This window comes from Enterobacter sp. R-25 (genome assembly GCF_049913205.1).
Classification (GTDB): Bacteria; Pseudomonadota; Gammaproteobacteria; order Enterobacterales; family Enterobacteriaceae; genus Enterobacter; species Enterobacter ludwigii.
On record NZ_CP183982.1, the window covers coordinates 3,340,439 to 3,363,114 of the forward strand.

The 22,676-nt window shown below is 53.0% G+C and carries 16 protein-coding genes; all 16 read right to left on the reverse strand.

Going from position 1 to position 22,676, the window contains the following annotated elements; all coding sequences use genetic code 11:
* Positions 1-66 precede the first annotated feature (66 nt).
* Positions 67-519, reverse strand: coding sequence for a type VI secretion system baseplate subunit TssE (gene tssE, locus ACN9MQ_RS15915; RefSeq protein ID WP_040018058.1), 453 nt, complete (start codon positions 517-519; stop codon positions 67-69).
* The gene (gene tssJ, locus ACN9MQ_RS15920; RefSeq protein ID WP_252069884.1) at positions 512-1,048 is read right to left on the reverse strand and encodes a type VI secretion system lipoprotein TssJ; all 537 of its coding nucleotides are present in this window, start codon (positions 1,046-1,048) and stop codon (positions 512-514) included. The genes tssE and tssJ overlap by 8 nt, the downstream gene beginning before the upstream one ends.
* Entirely contained in the window at positions 1,029-2,132 is a 1,104-nt protein-coding gene (gene tssG, locus ACN9MQ_RS15925) for a type VI secretion system baseplate subunit TssG (RefSeq protein ID WP_426021352.1), read from the reverse strand. Before tssG ends, tssJ begins: the two co-directional genes overlap by 20 nt.
* Complete coding sequence (gene tssF, locus ACN9MQ_RS15930; RefSeq protein WP_044857139.1) at positions 2,087-3,850, reverse strand: type VI secretion system baseplate subunit TssF; 1,764 nt, start codon at positions 3,848-3,850, stop codon at positions 2,087-2,089. The genes tssG and tssF overlap by 46 nt, the downstream gene beginning before the upstream one ends.
* A 19-nt stretch (positions 3,851-3,869) precedes the next feature.
* Positions 3,870-5,465, reverse strand: coding sequence for a type VI secretion system protein TssA (tssA, locus tag ACN9MQ_RS15935; RefSeq protein ID WP_426021351.1), 1,596 nt, complete (start codon positions 5,463-5,465; stop codon positions 3,870-3,872).
* Positions 5,465-8,683, reverse strand: coding sequence for an ImcF-related family protein (locus ACN9MQ_RS15940; RefSeq protein ID WP_426021350.1), 3,219 nt, complete (start codon positions 8,681-8,683; stop codon positions 5,465-5,467). The genes tssA and ACN9MQ_RS15940 overlap by 1 nt, the downstream gene beginning before the upstream one ends.
* 181 nt (positions 8,684-8,864) lie before the next feature.
* A complete protein-coding gene (locus ACN9MQ_RS15945) occupies positions 8,865-10,025 on the reverse strand; it encodes a hypothetical protein (protein WP_426262652.1) in 1,161 nt (386 codons plus the stop codon).
* A gap of 3 nt (positions 10,026-10,028) precedes the next feature.
* Positions 10,029-10,295 (reverse strand): PAAR domain-containing protein, encoded by a 267-nt coding sequence (locus ACN9MQ_RS15950; RefSeq protein WP_426021396.1) that lies wholly within the window; start codon positions 10,293-10,295, stop codon positions 10,029-10,031.
* Positions 10,296-10,624: 329 nt separating this feature from the next.
* The gene (locus ACN9MQ_RS15955) at positions 10,625-10,891 is read right to left on the reverse strand and encodes a hypothetical protein (RefSeq protein WP_426021348.1); all 267 of its coding nucleotides are present in this window, start codon (positions 10,889-10,891) and stop codon (positions 10,625-10,627) included.
* Between the two features lie 230 nt (positions 10,892-11,121).
* Positions 11,122-11,913, reverse strand: a complete 792-nt coding sequence (locus ACN9MQ_RS15960) for a hypothetical protein (RefSeq protein ID WP_426021347.1) — start codon at positions 11,911-11,913, stop codon at positions 11,122-11,124.
* Positions 11,906-13,912, reverse strand: coding sequence for a lipase family protein (locus ACN9MQ_RS15965; RefSeq protein ID WP_426021346.1), 2,007 nt, complete (start codon positions 13,910-13,912; stop codon positions 11,906-11,908). Before ACN9MQ_RS15965 ends, ACN9MQ_RS15960 begins: the two co-directional genes overlap by 8 nt.
* Before the next feature lies 1 nt (position 13,913).
* Complete coding sequence (locus tag ACN9MQ_RS15970; RefSeq protein WP_426262653.1) at positions 13,914-16,433, reverse strand: type VI secretion system Vgr family protein; 2,520 nt, start codon at positions 16,431-16,433, stop codon at positions 13,914-13,916.
* A gap of 551 nt (positions 16,434-16,984) precedes the next feature.
* A complete protein-coding gene (locus ACN9MQ_RS15975) occupies positions 16,985-17,617 on the reverse strand; it encodes a hypothetical protein (RefSeq protein ID WP_426021546.1) in 633 nt (210 codons plus the stop codon).
* Positions 17,618-17,621: 4 nt separating this feature from the next.
* Positions 17,622-20,282, reverse strand: coding sequence for a type VI secretion system ATPase TssH (gene tssH / locus ACN9MQ_RS15980; RefSeq protein WP_426021545.1), 2,661 nt, complete (start codon positions 20,280-20,282; stop codon positions 17,622-17,624).
* A gap of 170 nt (positions 20,283-20,452) precedes the next feature.
* The gene (gene hcp / locus ACN9MQ_RS15985; RefSeq protein ID WP_032678638.1) at positions 20,453-20,944 is read right to left on the reverse strand and encodes a type VI secretion system effector Hcp; all 492 of its coding nucleotides are present in this window, start codon (positions 20,942-20,944) and stop codon (positions 20,453-20,455) included.
* A gap of 4 nt (positions 20,945-20,948) precedes the next feature.
* A complete protein-coding gene (locus ACN9MQ_RS15990; protein WP_426262654.1) occupies positions 20,949-22,673 on the reverse strand; it encodes an OmpA family protein in 1,725 nt (574 codons plus the stop codon).
* Positions 22,674-22,676 lie beyond the last annotated feature (3 nt).

The following is a 22,676-nucleotide window of genomic DNA, read 5'->3' on the forward strand; positions in this document are numbered from 1 at the left end:
GTTATTGTTTCTGCAATATCAGCCAGACTTTTACTGACAGATGGAGCCTGCGCGGGCTGTCTGATCTTACAGGCGGGTCGTCGTGTCGAGATAATGCTGTTGCTTAAGATGTCGCAGGAGAACCCGCCCTTCTGGCATAAACTCGGTGCCATAGCGCACCAGACCAACACCTTTGAGTTCGGCATCAATGGCATAGCGCATTTCGCCCGGGACGTCCTGCTCCAGCAGGACAACCGTTATTTTTTTCAGACGAGGCTCATATTTGAGCAAAACAGCCGACAGGGTGCCCATCAGCTCATGGGCAGTGCCCGGCATGCCCTGCAGAATTTTTGCCATATCCGGCAAACCATAGTCCGGCAGATGCGCCAGCGAGCCCGCACGGCTGCTGAGAATACGCTGCATGTTGTCGAGTACGGACAGAATGACCTGGTTCTGCTCACTGACCTGATGCAGGTCGAGGCTGCCGGTAAAGTTGCCGTAGAGCGTTTCATACAACGAAGGACGGGCTGACTCACTCATCTTTCAGCGCCTGCAGGGTCAGCCGGTTATTGCCCGCTTCAATCACCCGGGCCTTATCCGGATCAAGGTCATCGCGGCTCAGTACCACGCGCCAGGTATTGTTCACCTGATCCGGTGACATAAACATCCCGGCTACTGCCACATACTGAGCGTCTTCCTCCATTGGCATATCGACCGTCACCGCGCCGCCCGGCTGCAGGCGGATATCCTTTTCGGCCACCTGGTCAGCCCTGATAGCCTGACTGTCGGTTTTAAACAGTGACGGGTAGTCCGTGCTGTCGAAGGTCTTTCGATCTTTCAACTGATAAATTCTGACAACAGTGGACAATGCCACTCCGCCGGCATTGCTGTTCACGCCTTCGCGGGCGCGTATATCCAGATGCAGGGTTTTTACCTGCTTATAAAAAATCGACCTGGTCACAGCAACGGTGCCGTCTGTCACCTTTTGAGTCAGCCCACAGCCCGCGAGTATCATTGTGATACCGGCGACCAGCGCAGCCAGAGGAAATTTACCAGCGATAATCGCCATCTTCATCGGTCTCCCTGCGGTGAATATTTTCTTGTACCCGCTCATAGCGGCCAAGATTGATGGTTATGGTTTTGGGGTGCGCGGCGATGTTCGCCGCATTCAGCGGTCGCATAACGGCAGTGCGGCCCAACTGTACTGCGCCAGCTTTAGGGTGAATACTCATCGTCGCGTCCGGCAGCAGGCTACGGTCGATACACAGCTGCAGGCGGACATCAAGCCGTGACCCAAGATACACGTGCAGCAGCGCCATCAGGTCCGTGTGAAGCTCTCCACCCGGTAACCAGCCCTGCACTTCATCCGGGTCGGTAGTGGCCAGACGCATCAGTACCTGGCTGTTCACCTCGGTGGCATAGCTGCCCATCACCGGACGATTTGTCAGGGTGACAGGCTGGCTAACGCTCATGGTCAGGGGCTTCTTCAGCGGCACACGGCGTTTATCATGGTGCCAGATTTTCGCCTGCGTGTTGGGTGCCAGCAGACGCACCAGCGAGGTCATACCTTCCCCAGTCCGCCCCGGCAATAGCATGACCGGCAACAGCGCCAGAAAGCGTGAGGCTGGCGTCGCTATGCTGTCTGTGCATCCATCAATTCCTAGTCCGGCAAGCCCCAGAAGGTACTGCGAGGTTTTGTCTTTCCCCCCTTCCTCAAAGGTTGCCGGATACGAATATTTCCGCCAGATGCGGTAGTACTGGGCAATCAGTCGGTGGTTAAAGATATCGAGGAAATCCGCAGTGGCTTCATACCCTTCCCGCCGCTGGGTGATGTCATCAATGTAGTGTGTCGGCAGCGGAGACTCCACGCCGTAGAGCCCCATAAAGGTGATACGCACCGTCGGTGGAAGATGCGAATGCTCAGACTGTTCAATCCCTTTGATTTCCGATGCCGGGAAGCCCATGCCCGGATGGGGCCGGAAGCGTACCGGTTCATGACGTACCTGCCAGGTGCTGCCCGTAACCGGTTTGTCAGACTGGCTCTGTTCCAGTAACTGGCAGAAGCGGTAAAAGTTGATATATGGCAGCCGATCGCCCAGCCGCTTTATCAGCCTGGCAGGCGCGGACTGTGATTCTCTTTCCACCGGATGCATTTTCCTTCTGGCTGAACGATGAGGGTGAGCTGGTTGAACTGATTCATATCGGCATACAACGAAAAGAACCGGTTAAGCATTTCACCAAACAGGTGAATATCGCCCTCACCGGTGAAGCCGTTGCTGTCGAGGGTCACTTCGATATCCAGCCCCCGCAGCAGGTAGCCCTGCTCAAAACGTTGAAGGCGGTGGTGCTCCACATGCTGTATCGCTTCCAGACGCCGGGTGTTCAGCTCATCTTCCTGCCAGTTATAGAGCGCAAGCGTCCCGCGTAGCACTTCGGCGGTGCTCATCATGTTCAGGAACCCGGAGCCCAGGTGGCTCAATACCCTCCAGTGGAAACGGTCTTCCGCAGGCGGGTATACCGGCAGCGTGGGCTTACAGAGGTTGTGAACCGTCAGTTGCGTATCCACCACCTGCTCGCAGCGGTCCAGCAGCGTGCTCTGCAGTGCCCGGCGCGGTAACTGACCGTTGGTACCCGTGATTTGCAGCGAGACAGCTTCGCGCTCAAACAGGCGGTCATCTTCCCACTGGTGCCCGCCAAGGATAAGCCAGGTGTCATATAGCCCAGTGATGCCACGCTTTACACGGGTGTGGTAATACCGGGGCGGCGCATGACGGCGCATCATTCCGCCCTTGTGGCGGAAGCTGCTGAACGGCACGTATTCGGCATCACGAGTCCTGTTTGAGCCGGTGACTGAATCGACGGCATAAATCTCGGTGTGTCCATCCTGCAGCCGTTTAGGGCGCAGCAGGTACTCACTTTCCAGCCCCGTAATGGTGAGCGGATCCGCCTCCAGCGTGAAAAGGTTAATCACTGGCACACAATGCAGACGAACCGCGTCATCGGTGACCGGCAGGTCTGATGGCCACGGCGTACTGAACACGACCTCAATGTCGAAGTACTCTGCCCCAGCAGGTGGCGTGATACCGGCCAGACCATTGAGGTGGACAAACATAAACTTGTCGCGAAAAGTGAAGTACTCCAGCAGCAGCTGGTAGCCACTGAAAGCGGCGTCACCTTTCGGCCACAGGCCGTCCTCTTCAGCAAACCCGCCCGGCGAGAAATAACCGTCAAGCCGGATACGATCAGTCTGCCCGGGCAGGCGCATGTACAGCGCCGCCTGCCGTTTGGTGAGCATCAGATGTAACTGGTTGCTGACGGGGGCATCCGCCCCGAGATACAGGCTCAGACGGCTGAGGTCAGCACTGGACCAGTCTGCCTGGCTGCTGCAGGCAAAGCGTATCCGCAACAGCGACCGACCGTCGGGTTCGGTTGTCATGGTAATGCCCGAAACACCCAGGGGATTAAGCCTCACATCCTGGGTGGTACGGTAACGACAGACGGTGTTCTTCGGCCCTACCGGACGGGAATATATCTCAAGACCCGCTGGCACCACTTCTGCCATTTTCATCGCATGCGGCGCAGGGGTAAATGCCACTACCGAGAGCGACGGAATAGTGCGTAGATAGTGTGGCCAGAGCATGCTGACCAGCCCTTCTGTCAGTTCCGGCAGATCGTCATCTATCTTTTCACGCAGGCGCCCCATCGAAAAAGCAAAGCCTTCGAACAGGCGTTCAACATACGGATCTGGTGTACCGGCCTTGTCGAGGTCCAGCATCGCGGCGCGATCCGGGTGGGTTTGGGCAAATTCTTTCGCGGCCTCACGCAGGTAGCGCATTTCCGCGTCGTAATAACGCAGGGTCAAATCTTCCATTTATTCAATTCCTGTTGATTTAACCGCAAAGTACGGCGGCGCGGGCAGGATCGACAGCGATCAGCCCGGCAAGTAACTGGTCCATTATGGGTATTAGTCGGGCCTTATCAGCCTCACTGCGACCGGCTTTCAGGCGCAGGAGTTTCAGATGGCGGGCGTGGACTTCAAACAGCAGTTCTGGCTCCCACTCAGTGAGAGTGACCTCGCCAGCGCGCACGCCCAGCTCAGCAAACAGATGCACCGCCAGTTCATTTTTTCCGTACTGCTCCGCGATACGCCCCATCAGCAGGCGCAACAGCCACTGCTGTCGGGCAGTGGTGACGCCAGGGCGGTTCTGTAGCCAGGCCAGCGCCATATCCGGGCCTTCATTGTCCGCCAGGGCCATCGCTTCCGGCTCCAGTGCCAGAATGTCATCGTTGCCGCCGGACATCCGTGCCGAAGCTGTGTCATTACCCCACCCGCCACTGGTATCCAGCACGCTTTGCTGGATCCAGTTCAGCGTCACTTCATCCGCAAACGGGGTACCGTCACTGAAGGCAAGCGTTTCGAGCCCGGATAACCGGGCCAGCAGTCCTTTCAGGTCAGCGGCAATGATGTCGGCCAGCGCCTCCTTGCCGGACTTCGTCAGCGCCTGATGGATATACCATTGCAGATCCAGCCACAGGTGATTGGCACCGCGGGAAAACGTGCTGTCTGCTGTTTCCAGCATCTCAGCCCAGTTCTGTTGCAAGTAGAGGCGTTTGAGCAGCGCTCGCTGGTCCGCTCTTGGTGGTTCGATGCGGGTACGACCCTGCGCATCCGGGGCAGGAATGGCCCGCAGGGTGTCATGGCGCAGGCTTTTCATCAGATGGTGTGCTGACAGCCAGCCATCAGGCTGCTCTCGGAGGTATTCAGTGAGTGTGCGGGCCTGGGCCAGCAAATCCTGGCCTGAAGTGATTCGCCCGATTGACGGCACATCGCTGTGACTCACCGGAGGAGGGTTTTCTCCTGCGCTGGCATTCTGCGGTACCACGGCATCCACACCGCCGGCTTTCTGCAGACGATTCTCCAGCGCACCGTACAGCGCATTAAGTTCCGGCCGTGTTTCATCCGGCTCATTTTCAGTCAGCTGCGCTATCAGCAGCAACGCCCCGGTAGTACGCACAGCCTCTTCCCTGACTACTTCCGGGTACAGGAAAAGAGAGTCAGTCATGCGCGAACCCGCCAGCCACTCCAGCGCCGCCTTACGGCTGCGATCACGCTGCGGGTGCAAATGTGTACCAAAGCGCTCCAGCATACCGCCCAGCAGTTCGAGTCCTTCTGCCAGCCCCTGTTCACCCTCGCGGTGCAGCTTTGCCCAGCAGTAGTAGGTGGCAACACGGATATCTTTGGCAGTCGTGGTCAGCAGTTTCTCTGCAAGCCGGCAGATGAGCTCAGTATCCGCACCGGAAAGTTTGTTAACCTCCTCGCGCATCTGCTGGAAATCATCGTCATAACCCGGGTCTTCGCCTACGGGGGATGATCCGGTCAGCGGCAGCAGCCAATTATCCCACTGCGCCACATGCTCACGGGTGGCGGCAAGCAGTGGTGCCTGCTCTGCCTGACAGGTGCTGAGTAAGGCATTTAGCGTGCTCATCAGTACACCTCTCCGTCGTCACTGGACACGTCTGCCACCGGGTCTGGCGATGCGACACCGGTGGTACTGAAGATGGTTTCCGGCAGACGGAAATTACGCAGCTTCAGCAGTGCCAGCGGGCCTTCTCCCGCTTCGGTACGCAGGGTGTAATTGAGCGAGCGACCATCCTGCGCTTTCCAGCTCAGGCTGTAGCTGCTGCCCACGCCCGGATAGGCTTTAACGCTGGCTTCATCGAGCAGACGGATTAGGCCCCAGCGCCCCGGTATATCCGCGTACTGACGGGTCCCGGCCTGAGTACTAATCCAGCTCAGGTTCGCGCCGGGTGCTTCCGTATCTGCAGGCCACGTGAAGCGCTTCCACACCGGCATTTGATTCACGTAGGTCAGTTTCTGGCTGTCAATAATCATGTCGGTCTGCATCACGCCATCAGCGGTGCCCGGACGAAGCTCAAAGTTCATGCCAGCATTGCCTTCCGTGAAGGCCACATCCGAGATGTGGCTCAGGGTGTTGATGGCATTGAGGAATGCTGGATTAAACACCAGCCCCTGCGAATTGATGCTGTCCGGTACCCAGTGGTTGCCCTCTTTATGCAGCACGCCCTTAAGACGGGTCTGCAGGAATTGGGCGATACGCCCGGAATCGGCATTCAGATATTTAGCCAGCAGCGGCAGAGAAACATCACTGCTGGAGTTATTAAACGGATAACGGCCCCCAAAGGTACTGTTCCACTCCGCCACCACCGCCTGCTGCCATTGGGTATTGAGGCTGTCGGCCGCCGGGGTCAGCACCTGCTGCCAGGCCTGCTCCATCGGGTTTACAAAGACCGTGCGACCGAAGCCACTCCATTCCTGACCCAGACCGGCGGCCATCAGGCTGCCGTAGTCACGGGTTTCGGTGAGGTCCACGGCTTTGCCCTGGAATACGGTCTGGGCAATGGTCTGGGTCATTGCCTGCGGGTCAGCGGCATTGGTCACCTGCTGCAGGCGCAGACGCACCTGCGTCACGCGGGTCAGGAAGGACTGCAGACTTTGCTCCTGTATACCTGAACGGTTCTTGTCCATCAGCGCCAGTACCGGGCCAAAGGTCGCATCCAGCGGACCATGAACGCCGGCACTCTGGTCAATGGCATCATTGTTATCACCGCCGAGCAGATTTTTGGCCGATTTCACCAGGGAATCCGAAATGGCTTCGCCCGTCTGCCCGGTACGCCCCTGCACATTCAGGGTGTTCATCAGCGCAACCAGAGGTGACTGACGCACATCGGCCATCAGGGTGAGCTGGTCAATTGAATCAGACAGCGTGGTGGCCCGGTTCCATCGCAGGCTGTTCAGAAATGCCAGCCAGGCTCCGCCAAAGTCAGCAAAGTACCGCTCCGTCAGGCGCTTTTTCAGTGCTTCCGGGGAGGTTTCGTCCTGCGTTTTCGCCTGACGCCTGCCGTCAGTGAGCACCCAGTCGAGTTCGTCCCGGCGGGCCTTCACCACCTTCTCGATGGCAGGCTGCACCGCCTGCTCCCAGGCCTGGCGGATAAACATCCCCGGCACGACTTCATGAGTGCTGAACAGACGGGATGCATCGGTATCGCCGGTCATGTCTTCGAGGCGCATATCGACATACAGGTGTGCCACCCCGGAGAGCATCTTCTGGTACAGAGCCGATTCGCTGTTACGTACTCCCATCAGGCGAACCAGCAGGGAGCGGGCCTGGCTGACCATGTTTTCATCGGCACGGAGTTTCCACTCCGGGTGCGCGACCAGCTGCGCGCCCCAGAACGACAACAGAGACGGAGCCATCCCCAGCCAGACACCGTCTTTCACACCGTTACGCTTCGGCCAGTCGTTCAGCAAAGCAGAGCTGAACCAGGCGGCATCCATATGCTCCGGACGCGCCAGCATCAGGTAGAGTTTGAGCTGGTCATACGTGCTTTTTGCCATCTGTTCACGCAGCGGGCTACCCGGCGGCAACGCATTAAAGGCACTGACCTGCATCTGCAAATGGTCAGCAGCCGCATCCCGCAACAGTGGCAGAGCGCTGTCCTGATAACGTGGCCAGAGGGCTGCCAGCAGGGCGTTATTCTGGCTCAGCCCAGCCTGCTCGTACCACGGCACGCCGTGTTCAGACCGGTACTGCAGACGGGCCAGCGTTTTCTGTAGCTCAGACAGCGCGTGCAGACGCTGTTCCAGCGGCTGGTTTTGTCGTGCGGCAAGTGCAGCCTGGGCATTCGCACCGTCAATCTGGCTGCGGTTGGTCACGTACGCTGTCCCCATCCACGCCGCCCAGCCCACCATTGCCACGGCGACAGCAGATGCCAACAGCTTACGCCATGGAATGCCTGGCTTGCGCGGACGCAGTCCGGCAGGAAGTGTCCGGACTGACTCCGGCAGAACCTCCCAGCGATTATCCATGCCCCAGTGATGCGCCACTGCGCGCTCAGCCCCCGCAGAAGGCTGGCTGAACACCACACCGGCCAGCGGCAGCGGTCGGTACGGATTGAGCATCACCGACAGCGGTGTGGTCACGCTCTGTGGCTCACGAATGAGCTGGTCGGCAAGCGCCAGTAAGAAGTTATGTTTCACTTCACCGCAGGTCTGTTGCAGGCCCAGTGAGGTCAGTTCCGGCGTCAGGGCGGAGAGTTGCTCTGCCAGTCCTTCGGTGCGACAACCGGCAGGCAGCAGACAGCCGGCTGCCTGTACAACCCGTCCTTCCGGCTTACCGGCGCGCGGGTGCAGGGACCAGACATACAGCGGGAGCTGCCAGCCAAGCGTTTCCATACGTGCGCTGATGGCATGAGACAGGGAATCCATGGTGCTTTCTGACGGTACCGGTAGCGGCTGCTCCAGCCCAGGTGCTGAAAGCTGGTCAAAGGCTGAGGTGACCCACACCATGCCATCCACCGGACGGCGGCGCAGTTTGCGCAGTGCGGTCAGACAGGCACTGTCTGCTGGCGTGTTGAGGTCACCGCCCCACAACAGCAGCGTGCCACGGTCTTCCTGCCAGAGCTGGTCCGTAAGACCCGGAGTCAGTTGCTCCACCTCAGTGACGGTGCCAGTGACCAGCAGGATGCGTGTTTTACGTCCCCAGCGCCGACCGTAGAGGTTACGCATGGCGTCACGGATGGTATCAACGGTGACATTGCGTGGTGGAGTCCGGGCAACTCTTGATTCATCAGAAGGCAATGCATTGTTCTTCTGTTCCCGCCAGCGATGATATCTTTCCTTCATAAACCGGAACATGAACGGCGTATAGAAAACAATCAGCAGGACTATCCATACGGCAACGAATGCAAGCACTTGCATTGGTCGGGTATCAAGGCCATGCGAGGGGCCGAAATGAAGGATCAAGGCCACTATAATCGCTGAGATGCAGGCTATTATGCCAGCAAGCCCTCCTCTGCTCCATGTACTACCCGGCATCATTATTTTCACTCCCTGAAGTAACAGTACTGACAAAACGATCAGCACCTGAGGTAAACAACCCTAAAACAGGTTTGTTGCTGACGGACACGATGTCGGCCAGTAATGTGGCTAGAAGCCACGCACTCCCGCCCCCTGGAATTCCGTTATATTTTTCCAGTACATCAATTTCCTGGGGCACCCACGGTGTCAGATGTGATTGAGACGCGGTCATTAGATCAGCAAACCCGTCATTCCAGTGCCCGTAATCACAGAACACGTTTGACGTCTGGCAGGCGATCGTTTGTGTTTCGAGGAACAACCCCATATCAGCCCTGAAATTTGTCATGTCCAGCGGCATCGGTCGCAATATGCGGGCGGAGTGTGAAAGCTGGTATTTTTCAGCAACATCATCGCTGGTAAGTACCATCGCTGCGAGTGCATCGGAATACTGTTCAGCCCCCTGATTCTGCAATATCAGGATCAAATCAATATCGAAAACGGGATTTTTAAGGCGCTCCTCGATCCAGACAAAAGAAAGGGCTTCAAAACATGAGATCGAACCTGTTAGCTCACGCCCAGGATAAATTTTTCCCCATGATTTGTGAAACCGGGTCTCGAAGTCTGACGAAATCATGTCGCTCACAATGGTGACGTTGAATGGTACTGTCGCAGGCAACATTGATATCACCTCTTGTACACCGGCCAACCCCATTTCGAGCAAAGAGGTGGAATTCACCGATTGCGCATCAAAATGGCAGGTTAGTGAAAGAAATTGCGGCGCATCTGCAGCATCTGATTTAGCAATGGCGTCAGAGGTCACTCCGGAAGGTAGCAGTATGCTGCTTCCAAGGACGGCCAGATAACGTCCAGCCCAGGCTTCCCACTGTTGCTGTCCGTATTCAGCTTCCTTCTGCAAAAACAGATGTTCATTGACTGTTCTGCCCCACAGCCATCCCCGCAAACAAAACAGAAAAAACCAGCCAAGAACCGGGCTGGATGCCAGCCACCAGATATTGAATGCAGCCAGAGCCTTAATCATGCCTGACGCATGCAGGATAAACAGCAAAACCCCCACAACTGCGGCAACACCTCCTGCTAACAGCCATCCAATAAATGATGGCTCAGGAGGCAACTCCATTGTTGTTGCTTTCGTCCTTTCCCAGCCCATTGATTATCCTACTGTGCTGTTCTGAGCACTTGAAATGACAGTACAACCGCACTGACATTTACAGCAATCGACGACAACAGCGCGACCGTTAAAGGTGCGGTGCGGTGATCCTTCCACGATAGGATTAGTTCCATGCCCTTCTACCGGGCAGCTGACCATATCGCCAACTAACGCGGCTTTTTTCCCATCGACAGTAATATTGGAGGAGGCGGAGATCACTTTTCCACCATGAGAAGTTTTGTCACCAAGCAAAACCAAGCCTTTTGTCATGTTGAATCCTCGAAAAAAATAAACAAAAATCATTTAACTTTCATTTTATCGATCTTATCAAAATCAGGGAAAAACGTTCTTTCAGGAGCAACACTTCTATCCGTACAAATAAAATTTAGATATTCACCTTTCATTTTCTTTTCTAACTCGACAAACCTTGTTATTTCCCCCTTATCTATTTAAGGGGGCTCATTGAACTAACATCACCAACACGCAATGATAGAAAGTCTCTCTTACCAAATAGCGATAAGCCATCCCCCCTCAACTTTTCTTTTTATATAAGGATAATGTTTAGGGGATAAATCTACATCCTCAATGACAAAGGTAAATTATCCATTGCGAGAAGCATAATTATCAAAGGCGAGAGTCACACCAACCACCGTGCCAGTAACAAGATCTTTGCCAAGAAGTATCGCATCTGTATACTCGATACCGAAATTGACCGCACTCAACGTCAATTTACATGAACCACCACCAGCCATAGCAACTTTTGCTATCAAAATATCCCCGCTATCTTGCCGCATGAGGCCCCCAATAACGTTATAGCTTGGCTCTGTGATAATTGAGCCATCAAATCCACTGATTGTTTTTTTCATGCATTCATGCGAGATGTATCTGACCTCAAGCGGAAACTGTTTAGTGTAATGAGGGGGATTGTGAATTTCTATGGCTATAAAATTGGCATCTACAGGCGGCAAGAGTACTCAATTGATCACTCGACTGCCCCCTCCAGCCATAAAAACTGCCAGAAGCAGCATCATTAACTTTATCTTAGTAAGCAAAATCACGTCTCCCTCAAATAGGGAAAACAAAGCTGATCAGCAGGTTATTTCCCACCAGATCCGTTGACTTTGCTAAAATCAGGCGTTGTGTTTTTTGATGAAATGACGCTCCCATCTGGATAGACAAAAGAGTACATAGCATCTTTCCCCTTCTTATTAGGGAATATCATCAATACTTTTTTACTTTCGTCTATAGAGGGATTGTAATTTATTAAAACATTTTCGTTAGGTTTATAGTCCAACTTCACTTTCCAAAACGCATCTTCCTTACCGAAAAGATATAATTTATCCCGCATAGTAGACTGTGGGCTATCATTCCATTTTTTTATAAAAGGATAGTATTTTGGAGTGTAATTAAAATCATTCCCCGCCACTGTGTCAAATTGTCCATTCCGCGCAGCATCAGCATCAAAAGCAATAGTTACACCAACCGCAGTTCCAGGCACTAAATCATTCCCAAGATGTGTAGCATCTATATATTCAATACCCACATTGATTGCGCTTAAGCTCCATACACACTCCCCCCCGCCAGTAATAGCGACTGTACCTTTCCATTTATCACCATTCTGCTGTTGTAAAGGTACTTTAATAACGTTATAGCTTAATTCCGCATCCACAGAACCATCAAATCCGTTCACTCTTTTTTTCTGGCATTCACGTGAAATATATCTAACTTCAAGAGGAAATGGTCTTGTGTATTTTGAAGGATTACTAACCTCAACAGTCACCCATTTGGTATCCGCTGGAGGGGAAATTGCATTGCTTGTGGCATGACTACAACCTCCGACTATAAAAAAGACAAGCGGTAAAAAAATGAATTTGTTTTTATTAAGCATTTTCAATCACCTCATCACCATAAATGGCAAATCGAACTAGCGCATCATTCCCATAAGATTCAGACAGAGTAGGAGATAGTGATGCCTTCAATAACCCTTCTATGCCAAGGAATATCTCATTTCTTTCATATTCCTTTTCAGGAATTTCATCTTTATGTTCCGACATTTGCTCTTTAAAACGATCTACATTATATAGATGCTCAGTAAAATTCCGGTTCTCAACCAATCCTTCGTTATCTATTAGTTCCAATAATTTATTATTCATGTAAGGCATATACGACGTCATGAAATGATCGCCAAATGTTAAATCTGCTCCACGGTCGGGATTTTGTCCTTCAGGAAAAATCTCTTCCAGCTTACTAGCCGTTAGTGACCTTCTGAACTCCTTTTGTTTACGGCCTGCAGTTTGCATCTCTTGGTCCGACAAAGAAGGAACAAGATATAATTTAGCTTTTATCGGAAGAAGCCTTTTTAAATTTATGCAACCAGCAGGTACGGGCAAACTTGTTTTACATTCTTGCCACTCACGACTTTGTGTCGCAGTTAGAAATACAACTGGATTACCATGGTGCCAAAAGCAATCCCCCCAAGATATAGCTTGGTAAGCCAGAAGTTCTCCAATAGACCACAGCATCCCTAAAGTTTTCCCAAGTGGTCCCCAGAGGTTATATAACGCATTATCTAGACTCGCTTCGGGTGGAACTGCTGGAACGGGATCATTATCATTTACATGACGGAAATGGGTGATTTCGGATAACTGCTGAACTGCCTCCTTGGTAAAGGTACGGGGCATACCATATGTGTAGAGCAAAGGTTTTTCAGACTTTAGTGCAGAAGAGTAAATTAATGCAAGCGCTCCCCCCAAACTATGGCCGCAAACAAATAAATTTCGTGCTCTAATTAAAGTTAAGAGCTCATCAAACTCAGAAGAAAAAAGCCGTTCAGATCTACTATATCCACTTAGGAATCCATCGTGCACTTTTCCAGCAGGACTCAAGTTTGTGCACATAGTTTTATTTACATCACATACCTCAGTGCTAACAGGACTAAATGCCAGATCCGTTCCGACATCATACAACCCTGCAGTCCCTCTCCATGCGACAATGACTTTATCTGTATTGTAAACATAATATAGTTGAGTATCGCCTTCTGGTTTTGCTGAGTTCCCCCCTCCAGAGGTGCTGCCACTTTTATTATCAGTCTTCGAGGTGTCTCTAGAGGTATCCATGAAAACAGGAGGATTATATCGCTCGCTAAATGGTACATCCTGCACTAGTGTATTGTAACTAAAACCGCCTTTATGGAGCTGAGGTAAACGCGATAAATCTTGGCACTGGTTTATATAAAATCGTGTTATTGATTCCGGCCGGAGTGCTTTATCATCGGCATAAGCTAGAGAGGCACTTGCTCCGAGGTTGATGGCATTTGCCATTGAATATTCATCCTGGTGATGTAATACCAACTCCCATGCTCTAAAAGGGCAAATTTCAATAATATGTCGCTTTTCAAGTTCATTTGTCCGGACGGTAAGCCCTTTGAAAGACTTGTTAGATGGAAAATGGAAGGATGGTAAGGTTTCGCCTTTATGCAATTCGATATTAGGATAACCTGAACTAAGTTCACCGACCACGGCGTAATGCCAGATATGACCGGCATCTACTGCAGGCTGTCTAACTAAAGAATCGTTTTCTGCATCTCTACCTGGGCGAAGCGCTCTCTTCTCCATTTCATTTACTAAAGCAGTCGATTCTAATTTCAGAGCCAATTCAAGTCCATGCGGCATATCAATGCGAATAAGCCCATCTGAGTCACTTTGACCTGTATACGTAAAGTTATCGACTGGCCCGGAAACAGGGTGTGAACTTTCAGCAGTCCATGGCATATTCGCCACAGGTTCGCCCTGCTCATCAACCAGTTGAAATTCTACCCAGTAGGGCTTCTGCTCTTCGCATGGAGCATGGGGGTTTTTACGGCAGAGTGAGGATACAGCTGTAGTCATTTTATTCGCCCTCCTGGCTATCAGCTATATTTCGCGGATATTCGATTTTTAACTGCGATGGCATAGACGTAAATATTGGAGAAGTCTCTCCTTCTGCACCGGAAATGCCCTCATAAACCTCCCCTTCAGCCGTTGTAATTTTATATGTGGTGAAAGGCTTGACTGCTCCGCTGGCCGATGATGTTGTGATAAACCCTTCACTGTACCCTTTAGGAAAAGTTACAGGCGGAGTATCTAAACTGGCAGGACCGGTCTGATTAACATTGGCCGCTTTCAGCAAAATATTTCCCGGACATCCCAGTTCAATATTCCCGCCGCTAAGCTTTATATAAGCGCCCCCACAACTTAAAACCAGCTCCTGGCTGGCATTCACCTTTACACTTCCCTGACCACTGGTGATGGTGATGTCCTGTAGCGCCGAGACATTCATGGCATCCGCCTGCGCCTGAATATCAACCTTCCCTGCCCCAGCATACATTTTCATTCCTGCAGCCTGTGCAAACAAACTTACAGCCTCGCTTGCCGCTACAGTGAACGATTGCCCGGTACTGATATCCGTGTTTTTACCTGACATGAGGCCAATACTTGCCCCGCCTGAAGCAAGCCGGACAGCCTCAGGACTGAGAATGCCTATTCCAGCGGGAGCACTGGCCAGCATTCCTGGCATTTTCAGATATTTCAGTGAGCTGTTTAGCGTCTTTTGGCTGTCGATGTCAGATACTGTCGCCTGTGCCCCTTTCGCAGCAGCCTGGAGGCTTCTTGCCAGCGTGAGTGCCTGCTCCAGTTGTTCTACAGCCCTGTCCATTTCAAGCATTTTACTGCCGACGTCAGGCTGAGCATCTGCAGTAAGCAGAATGCCCTTACCACCACGAACGCTGACCCAGTCGTTAGTGCGCAACTCTGCCCCTTCACCACGAAGAACCCTGGAAGCATTGACGTTGTGCCCTAAATTAAGTTGGGTCTTACCTCCGTATTCTGTACTGAGCTTAACGTGCTCTTCGCCGCGCTTGTCCTCCATCCGCAGTTTATTCAGGCCAGCTGTGCGGATAACGTTGCGCGTACTGTTGGCTTCAGTGACGTGGTCAACGTGGCGGGAGTCATGCATTGCGTGCGCTATATAAGGACGGTCCGGGTCACCTTCATGGAACGCAATGGCGACTTCAGTACCCTGTATCAGCGGGAAGTGGAAGCCGTATTTGTCACCGCCATAAGGTTTGGCAAAACGTACCGGCATACTTTCCATGCCCTGACGCTTGTCGTCACGGTCAGCATCAAATTTCACCCGGTACATGCCTGATGCATCCTGCCAGGCGTAGATGTCGTTATCTTTGGCGCTGGTCACGCGGGCCGTCAGGGTGCCGCTGACCACCGGGCGCTTTTTAGCAGCAGGACGCCAGCAGCGGTTCTCGTAGTAAGGCACCGCTACCCATGCCACCTTCAGGGCATTCTTACGGCTTGCAGAGTAGCCAGTGCGGATAATAACAACACCGTTCTCCGTTTCGCGGGGCAGTGTTGGTGGGATAGCCATTTCGGTGATGGTCAGCACCTGCGCCGGCCCCAGGGTGTGGTCGGTGCTGCTGCCGGTTACCGTGGTCTGGGTGGACAGAAAGCGCTCATGCTCCAGGCGCGCCCAGAAGTTACCGGTTTCTGCCGCCGGCGTAATTTTATCGCCACGTTCAAGGTGACGTGGCCGGTAGTGATACACATCACCGTAAGTGTTCCCCTCCCCGTCCCCGCGGGTCATGTCAGCCGGTACTGAAGTCAGGATGTTCTGGGCTTCACGGTGGTTATAGTCACTGGCCGTGACAGAACGCTCCACCACGTTCTGTTGAACGTTAACGCCCCACACCGATTCGGCAGCATTATCATTCATCCCTGACGGGCTGCTGAGAGGTAGCGATTTGCCAAACGTCCAGGCGCTCTGCTTGTCAGCAAAGTGCACCACTTCAGTTTGCGTGTCCGGCTGCAGAGTGAAGAAGTAGAAAATTCCCGCCTCGGCCAGCAGGCGTTCGATAAACTCCAGGTCACTTTCCTGGTACTGGTTTATCTGTTCCCGTTTTGGGTAAGTTTGTTTAAGCTTGAACTCATACTCCCATCCCTTCAAACCATGCTCGCCAAGAATTTGCTCTACTACTTCCGGCACTGATTTGTTGACGAAGAAACGGTGAGTACGAAACTGCTTGTCCAGTAAGGATATAAAAGGTTCCAGAATAATTTCATATGTAACCTGATCGCGTGAACCGGTCAGGCGTCGGAAATTTGTCACTACACCATGAACAATTTTACCGACCATAGAATTAAATAGTTCCCCCACCCCCATGCTCAGCGTAACGGTTTTACTCAACATCATTTCAGCCGTAATGTCCGGATGTGAACTGGTAAATCGAATAGTATAATGATAAAGAGCACTCATTTGTTCTAAACCGTCAAAACGTTCCACATCTAATGGATAAGGACAGGAAGGAATATCGAGTTTATAGCGATTAAGGATACCCTCTGTCATTTTAAATATATCTTCCATTTCTATAGCTCCTGTCCCGGGCCAGAATGATATTGAATAAAATCAAACTCCACAGTATGATGAATACTATCTATAATGCTTCCACTCAACATAAATATATTTCAGGGCGAGTTTGTAAAGTCCAGAGCCTATGAGCAAGTCCACTACACCTTCCCCACCTGGAATAAAGCGGTAAGAATTGGCAGAAAAGAAGTAGCATTATACAGAGTATAACTATACTGATAGTTCCTGGTGTCATCCCGAGGCTGGCAATGATCCGTGAAACAATGATAAGTATGAAATCTTTTATGTTCATAACGTCCAATTTAAACCAGGCGCCTAATAAAACTAATAATGTTCCTCCCATTTCTTATGAATTTTTGGGAATGCATATAGATAGATTACATATCCAACGCATGTAACAACAAAAGCCAGCCCTCCCCAGTAGAATTTGTTCTCTAGCTCTGATACAAAAAAGAACCAACAAGACATAATGAGTCCCACAAGCACTAAAGTTGCACCAACAGCACAAGCACCCTTAAAAATGACAAAAATAATAGTGCTTTTAAAATTCATAAGTCACCAAAAAAGTATTTACAAATCTCATTAAACTCTTCTGAGTTGCATTCACCAATGGCGCATGCCATTTCAAATGGCTTTACTGTATCTTCAACGAGAAAATATAAAAGGTCCACACCCCCCATACCTTTTAATTTATAATAAATCTTAGGATTCCTGCCTCGTAAATATCGTGACGTATAAATAGCACGTGATGCTTCTGCACCAATCGAAAGTAATGATCCAATGACGGTCCCCGCAAACAGTGCCGTTGTTGCTCGATCCGAAATCACATATCCTAGCTGCACGCCGGTCAATTGTGAAAAAAGTGCTTTCCCCACACTACTGCCAGTAATTTGAAGACCGACAGCAGATATATCAACCCGAGAGATGAAATCATCGATAAATGGCTTGATAATGTTATAAACAGTTTCTTTATCAAAAGTGATAGTTTTGATCAGCCTTGCTAACCGAAATTTATCATCCTGATTCTCTCTGCAGTGTTCAGTGTCTATAAAATCATAGCCAAGATAGGCAAAGCTAACGGGTAAGGAAATAACGCCTTTAGCCACGGCGCCGACAAAACCGGATCCATCGATATTAATGGCCTCAAGCATATCTCTGGCAATCTCTTTTGCGCTGTCCATATCACTACCCATCAATTACAGAACCAGAGCGCACATCAAACTCCAGCCCGATACCCTCTTCCTCACTCCAACCCATAGTCAGAGACGTTGGTTTCTGTTTCGCGGCCATGTGAGTCAGCAGTTGTTGACTCAGCACAGGCAGAATTTGTTGATTGAGCAGACTGTCAACGTTACGCGCGCCGGTATCCGGCAGCAGACAGGCGGCAGTCAGCGCGTCATACAGGCTCTCATCAATCTGCGTGGTCAGGCCGTAATGACGATGCAGGCGCCTGCTCACCTGCGTGAGTTTCATTTCCACGATGGTGCGCATGGCAGCCTCATGTAGCGGGCGGTAAATCACCGTCTGGAAACGGGCCAGCAGCGCCGGCTGGAAGTGGTCACGTAAAATCGGGCGCAGCAGTTCCTGTAGATCGCTTTCGCTGGCCTTCGGCTGTTCGTCCAGCAGTTGCATGATGTGGTCGCTGCCGAGGTTGGAGGTCATCAGAATTACGGTATTACGGAAGTCGATTTCTCGCCCTTCTCCGTCGCGCATAAAGCCGCGGTCAAAGACCTGATAGAACAGGTTCATGACGTCGCGGTGCGCCTTTTCCACTTCATCCAGCAGCACCACGCTGTACGGACGCTTGCGCACCGCTTCGGTCAGAATGCCGCCCTGGCCATAACCGACATAGCCCGGAGGCGAGCCCTTCAGCTGGGAAACCGTGTGCGGCTCCTGGTATTCAGAAAGGTTGATGGTAATCAGCGACTTTTCGCCGCCGTACAGCACATCGGTTAGCGCCAGCGCTGTTTCGGTTTTCCCCACACCGCTCGGGCCAACCAGCAGAAATACCCCCTGAGGGCCGTTCTCCGACGTAAGCCCGGTTTTCGCGGCACGCAGGCGATGGGCGATGGCTTCAAGCGCCCTATCCTGGCCGACCACGCGCTTGCCCATTTCGTTTCCCAGACTCAGCAGTTCAGTCTGCTCGTCTTTCATCAAGGAAGACAGCGGCACGCCTGTCCAGTCGGCAATAACGGTGGCCACGGTACGCACATCCACATCAACGGAAAGTAGCGGGTTGTCGTGTTGCATACCATTCAGCGCTTGCTGCAGCTTATGGGCCTCACTCTGGCGGGATATATCCTGACGGTATTCCAGCAGTTGTTCGGTGAGTTTCAGTTCCTGGCCGTACTGGGTTTCAAGTTCATCAAGTGCAATGATAAGGGTATTTTCTTCCCGCTCGATGGCGGTCAGTCGACCACCATGGCCCTTGTTGCCGACGGCGATATCTTCCAGCAGCGCCTGCTTCTCCATTTCAAGCGAGGTCATCTGCGCGCGAATGCGGGTCAACTGTTCGGGTACGGTATCGAGGCTCATACGCACGCGGGCAGCGGCGGTGTCCAGCAGGTCAATGGCCTTGTCAGGCAGCTGACGACCGGTTAGATAGCGACGAGATAGCGTGACCGCGGCACGGACCGCGTCATCAGTGATATGCACATTATGATGTTCGGCATAGCGCGATTTCAGGCCACGTAGCATCAGGCAAGCGGTATCGTCGTCCGGTTCGTCCACTTTCACCATCTGGAAGCGGCGCTCCAGCGCGGCATCGCGCTCAAAATATTGTTTATATTCAGACCAGGTGGTGGCAGCAATGGTTCTGAGTTCGCCGCGAGCCAGCGCAGGTTTTAGCAGGTTGGCCGCATCTGCCCCGCCCGCCTGGTTACCGGCACCGATAAGAGTGTGAGCTTCATCGATAAACAGTAAAATCGGCACTGGCGATTGCTGCACAGCATCGATGACATTTTTAAGACGCTGTTCAAATTCTCCTTTCACGCCCGCGCCCGCCTGCAGCAGACCGAGGTCAAGCGTGCGCAGAACAACCTGCTTGAGGGCTTCCGGTACGTTGCCCCCGGCGATGCGTAATGCAAGCCCCTCCACCAGCGCGGTTTTTCCCACGCCCGGCTCACCGACCAGAATCGGGTTGTTCTTACGACGGCGCGAGAGAATGTCGACCATCTGACGGATTTCCGTATCACGCCCGAACACCGGATCAATCTTGCCCTCTTTAGCTTTGGCGGTGACATCGAGGGTGAATTTATCCAGTGCGTTCTGCAGCGCCGGGCTGAGTTCGCCTTCTCTCAGTTCTGCACCGACCGGACGGCCGACAAACTCCACTTCACCACCATGTTCTTGTGCCAGTTGCTCTTCGTGTTGCACCTCCGGGCGTTCGTCTGACTGCGCATCCAGCAAAGGACGAAGGCGTGCAAGTTGACTCTGGCCCAGCGTCAGCAAAGGCCACAGCCCGTCACAGTGAGCAAGTCGCTGATTTTCCGTCAGCGCCATAAGAAGGTGAATGCTACGGATGTGCTCTTCACCTGCCAGCGAAGCCAGCATCCAGGCTTCCTGCATCAATTTCTGAAGCTCGGCGGATAACTGCGGGCGGGTGCGCACCGAACGCGGTTGATTATCCAGCCAGCCGAGCAAACCCTGCCAGATGCTGTCCATATCCCACTCGTAGCGACGTGCCAGTACCGTCAGGTCTCCCTCCCCCTGCTCCAGCAATTTCAGCAGCCAGTGCTCAGGCAGGATTTCTGCATGGGCACGGGTCTGGCAGAGTGAAGCCGCCCCTTCCATCGCGCGGGCACAGTACGGATTCAGACGACGTAACAGGATGGCTGGATTTTCCATTTTTCTCTCTCTTGATGGCTCCGGGCACGCTACCGCCCTTCGCTGCTTCCCGTTCAGGGGACCAAAGCGCATACAGTCGGGCAGGCAGATTGTGGGGTTCTTTGCTCAGCGCCCGTAATGACAGACGCTCGGCAAAAAAGCGGACAGAAAAGCCCTGTCCGCTTCGTGACTTACGCGGTGGCGCGTTCGTTCCAGGAATCGGAATGAATGATGTTGCCGTCCTTGTAGGTCCAGGTGATTTTTTCGTAACGCAGTTCTATACGCTCAAGGTGGTTGTGCTTCTCTTTTGCAGGATCCTTGATGTCATACATTTCAGGATTTACTTTCACCACTTTCACGTTTTCCAGTCTGGTGTTGAAGTACTCCACTTCCTGGCCCGCATCGTTGATTTTGTACCACTTGAATTCTGCAGATTTCAGGGTCTGACCGGTGGTCACAGCCTTGTACAGGTACGGACTGGACGAATCGATTTCTTTGGTGAACAGAAACGGCGTGTGGATACGGGTGCCAGTCAGCTTGCCGGTGTTGTTATCGGTAGGGATGTACAGATTATGTTCCTGAGCGACCACTTCGATGCTGCCTTCGCGATCCTGGACGTCTACAGACCCTTTAATGTCCGCACCGCCGTCGTCTTTCAGCCAAAGATAAACAGGAATTGCCATGGAATTACTCTCCATTTAATTGTGATGCGCCATCATCCTGCGATGGCGCCGGGTGTTTGCCCGGTATCTGACAGGCATTGGCCTGCGGTACCAGACTGATTTCGACACGACGGTTGAGCGCACGCCCTTCCACAGTGTCGTTGGTTGCGACAGGACGGCTTTCGCCATAGCCCTGCACCGCAAAACAGCTTTCCGGCACATCGCCGGTGTCACGCATCCAGTTGCGCACCGCTTCAGCACGTTTCAGTGACAGCGTCTGGTTCAGTTGCGGATTGCCGGTGTTATCGGTATGTCCGGACACGACAATCAGCCAGCCCGGTTTCGCCTTAACGCCGACCAGAGAAAGCACCAGCATTTTGGTTGACCCGGCCTTCAGCGCCGATTTACCGGAATCAAACAACGACATACTGTCGAGTCGAATGGTTTTCGGACCCTGAATGATTTTCTTAATGACCGGTGGAGGCGGTGGCGGAGGTGCCCAGTCGCTGACGGCTGCCTCAACAGGCGGAACCAGCCGCAGTCCCTGATACAGACCCAGGCGATAACGCAGCGGCTCCCCACGGCGCTGCCAGTCGTCCAGCAATGCCCGATCAGCCCGCAACCGCTGCTGCGCCCGCAATTTCGGCGCAGCCGGTGTGCCGGTCAGTTGTTGGTATAATGCAAGATGGTCGCTGACATTGCGGATCAAGCGCTGGTTGTTCACCCAGGACGCCAGCATAGCCAGCGCAAGGAAAATGCCCCCCAGCAGCCCGGCATAACGCCAGAACACCATCCTGCGGCTGACGCCACGTCGGCGCGGTAACGCCGCCAGCAGTAATTCAGGCAGCGGCAGGGGTTCTGGGGTAACGGCAGTATCCGGTGGCAGCGCCGTCACGGCGGTGATGTGCTGTTGCCAGAGATTGCCCGTGATACCGTTCACCGGCGCCATACATATGCCCTGCACGCAGGGCGTCATCACCGGCAGCTCGCCCTGTCGTACCGACAGCAGGTCATTGACCGCACAACTCTGCCAGGCAAGCAGACTGTCCAGCCACAGGCTCTGGCTCAGACGGGAAAGTCGTCCGTCTGTTTCGGTCTCGCGGGTCCATTCCGTCAGTGACATATTTCCCTGACCGGGTTGATATACCTGAATACCGCTCCGTTGACTTACGGAGGTAAACCAGACGGACTCTGCATCCATGCAGGCCGCTGGTGGCGATACCCAGGTCACGGTCCACAGTAGAGGGATCGTGCCGAATGCCGCACGGCACTGGACGACAGCACGCTGCCAGCCCCGCAGAGACTGTGTAAAATCATCACCGGATGTGTGTAGCTCGGGTGCCACCGCCAGCATGACGGAGGTTTGCGATACCAGTGCCGGGCGAACCAGACTCAGGTGCTGTGCAAAGAGAGGCAGTTGTTCCGCATCCTTCACCCATAAATACCAGCCCTGTCGGGTTTCCCGGTGACGGTATCCAGACATAAACAGCAGGACGTTATCACCACAGGCGAGGATCACCGCCCCCTGAAAATCTTCCGGCGGCAGGTTTTCATCCATAATCCCCCGGACAGCGGTGACGCGGATCTGAGAAGCCTGATGCTGACGCCAGAACATTACCCCGGACACCAGAACAACCAGCAGGCTGAGCGCCACACGGCTGCCCGTGGACAGTGGCCAGAATCCCAGGATGAGCCACAGCGCCAGCACGGCACCCAGGGCAGTTAACAGACTTCGGTACACATCCCGCATCGC

What these genes read in the sequence shown, in the direction of transcription:
- tssE (WP_040018058.1), bottom strand. Translation starts at nt 519, where the DNA reads ATGAGTGAGTCAGCCCGTCCTTCGTTGTATGAAACGCTCTACGGCAAC.
- tssJ (WP_252069884.1), bottom strand. Translation starts at nt 1,048, where the DNA reads ATGGCGATTATCGCTGGTAAATTTCCTCTGGCTGCGCTGGTCGCCGGT.
- tssG (WP_426021352.1), bottom strand. Translation starts at nt 2,132, where the DNA reads ATGCATCCGGTGGAAAGAGAATCACAGTCCGCGCCTGCCAGGCTGATA.
- tssF (WP_044857139.1), bottom strand. Translation starts at nt 3,850, where the DNA reads ATGGAAGATTTGACCCTGCGTTATTACGACGCGGAAATGCGCTACCTG.
- tssA (WP_426021351.1), bottom strand. Translation starts at nt 5,465, where the DNA reads ATGAGCACGCTAAATGCCTTACTCAGCACCTGTCAGGCAGAGCAGGCA.
- ACN9MQ_RS15940 (WP_426021350.1), bottom strand. Translation starts at nt 8,683, where the DNA reads ATGAAGGAAAGATATCATCGCTGGCGGGAACAGAAGAACAATGCATTG.
- ACN9MQ_RS15945 (WP_426262652.1), bottom strand. Translation starts at nt 10,025, where the DNA reads ATGGGCTGGGAAAGGACGAAAGCAACAACAATGGAGTTGCCTCCTGAG.
- ACN9MQ_RS15950 (WP_426021396.1), bottom strand. Translation starts at nt 10,295, where the DNA reads ATGACAAAAGGCTTGGTTTTGCTTGGTGACAAAACTTCTCATGGTGGA.
- ACN9MQ_RS15955 (WP_426021348.1), bottom strand. Translation starts at nt 10,891, where the DNA reads ATGAAAAAAACAATCAGTGGATTTGATGGCTCAATTATCACAGAGCCA.
- ACN9MQ_RS15960 (WP_426021347.1), bottom strand. Translation starts at nt 11,913, where the DNA reads ATGCTTAATAAAAACAAATTCATTTTTTTACCGCTTGTCTTTTTTATA.
- ACN9MQ_RS15965 (WP_426021346.1), bottom strand. Translation starts at nt 13,912, where the DNA reads ATGACTACAGCTGTATCCTCACTCTGCCGTAAAAACCCCCATGCTCCA.
- ACN9MQ_RS15970 (WP_426262653.1), bottom strand. Translation starts at nt 16,433, where the DNA reads ATGGAAGATATATTTAAAATGACAGAGGGTATCCTTAATCGCTATAAA.
- ACN9MQ_RS15975 (WP_426021546.1), bottom strand. Translation starts at nt 17,617, where the DNA reads ATGGACAGCGCAAAAGAGATTGCCAGAGATATGCTTGAGGCCATTAAT.
- tssH (WP_426021545.1), bottom strand. Translation starts at nt 20,282, where the DNA reads ATGGAAAATCCAGCCATCCTGTTACGTCGTCTGAATCCGTACTGTGCC.
- hcp (WP_032678638.1), bottom strand. Translation starts at nt 20,944, where the DNA reads ATGGCAATTCCTGTTTATCTTTGGCTGAAAGACGACGGCGGTGCGGAC.
- ACN9MQ_RS15990 (WP_426262654.1), bottom strand. Translation starts at nt 22,673, where the DNA reads ATGCGGGATGTGTACCGAAGTCTGTTAACTGCCCTGGGTGCCGTGCTG.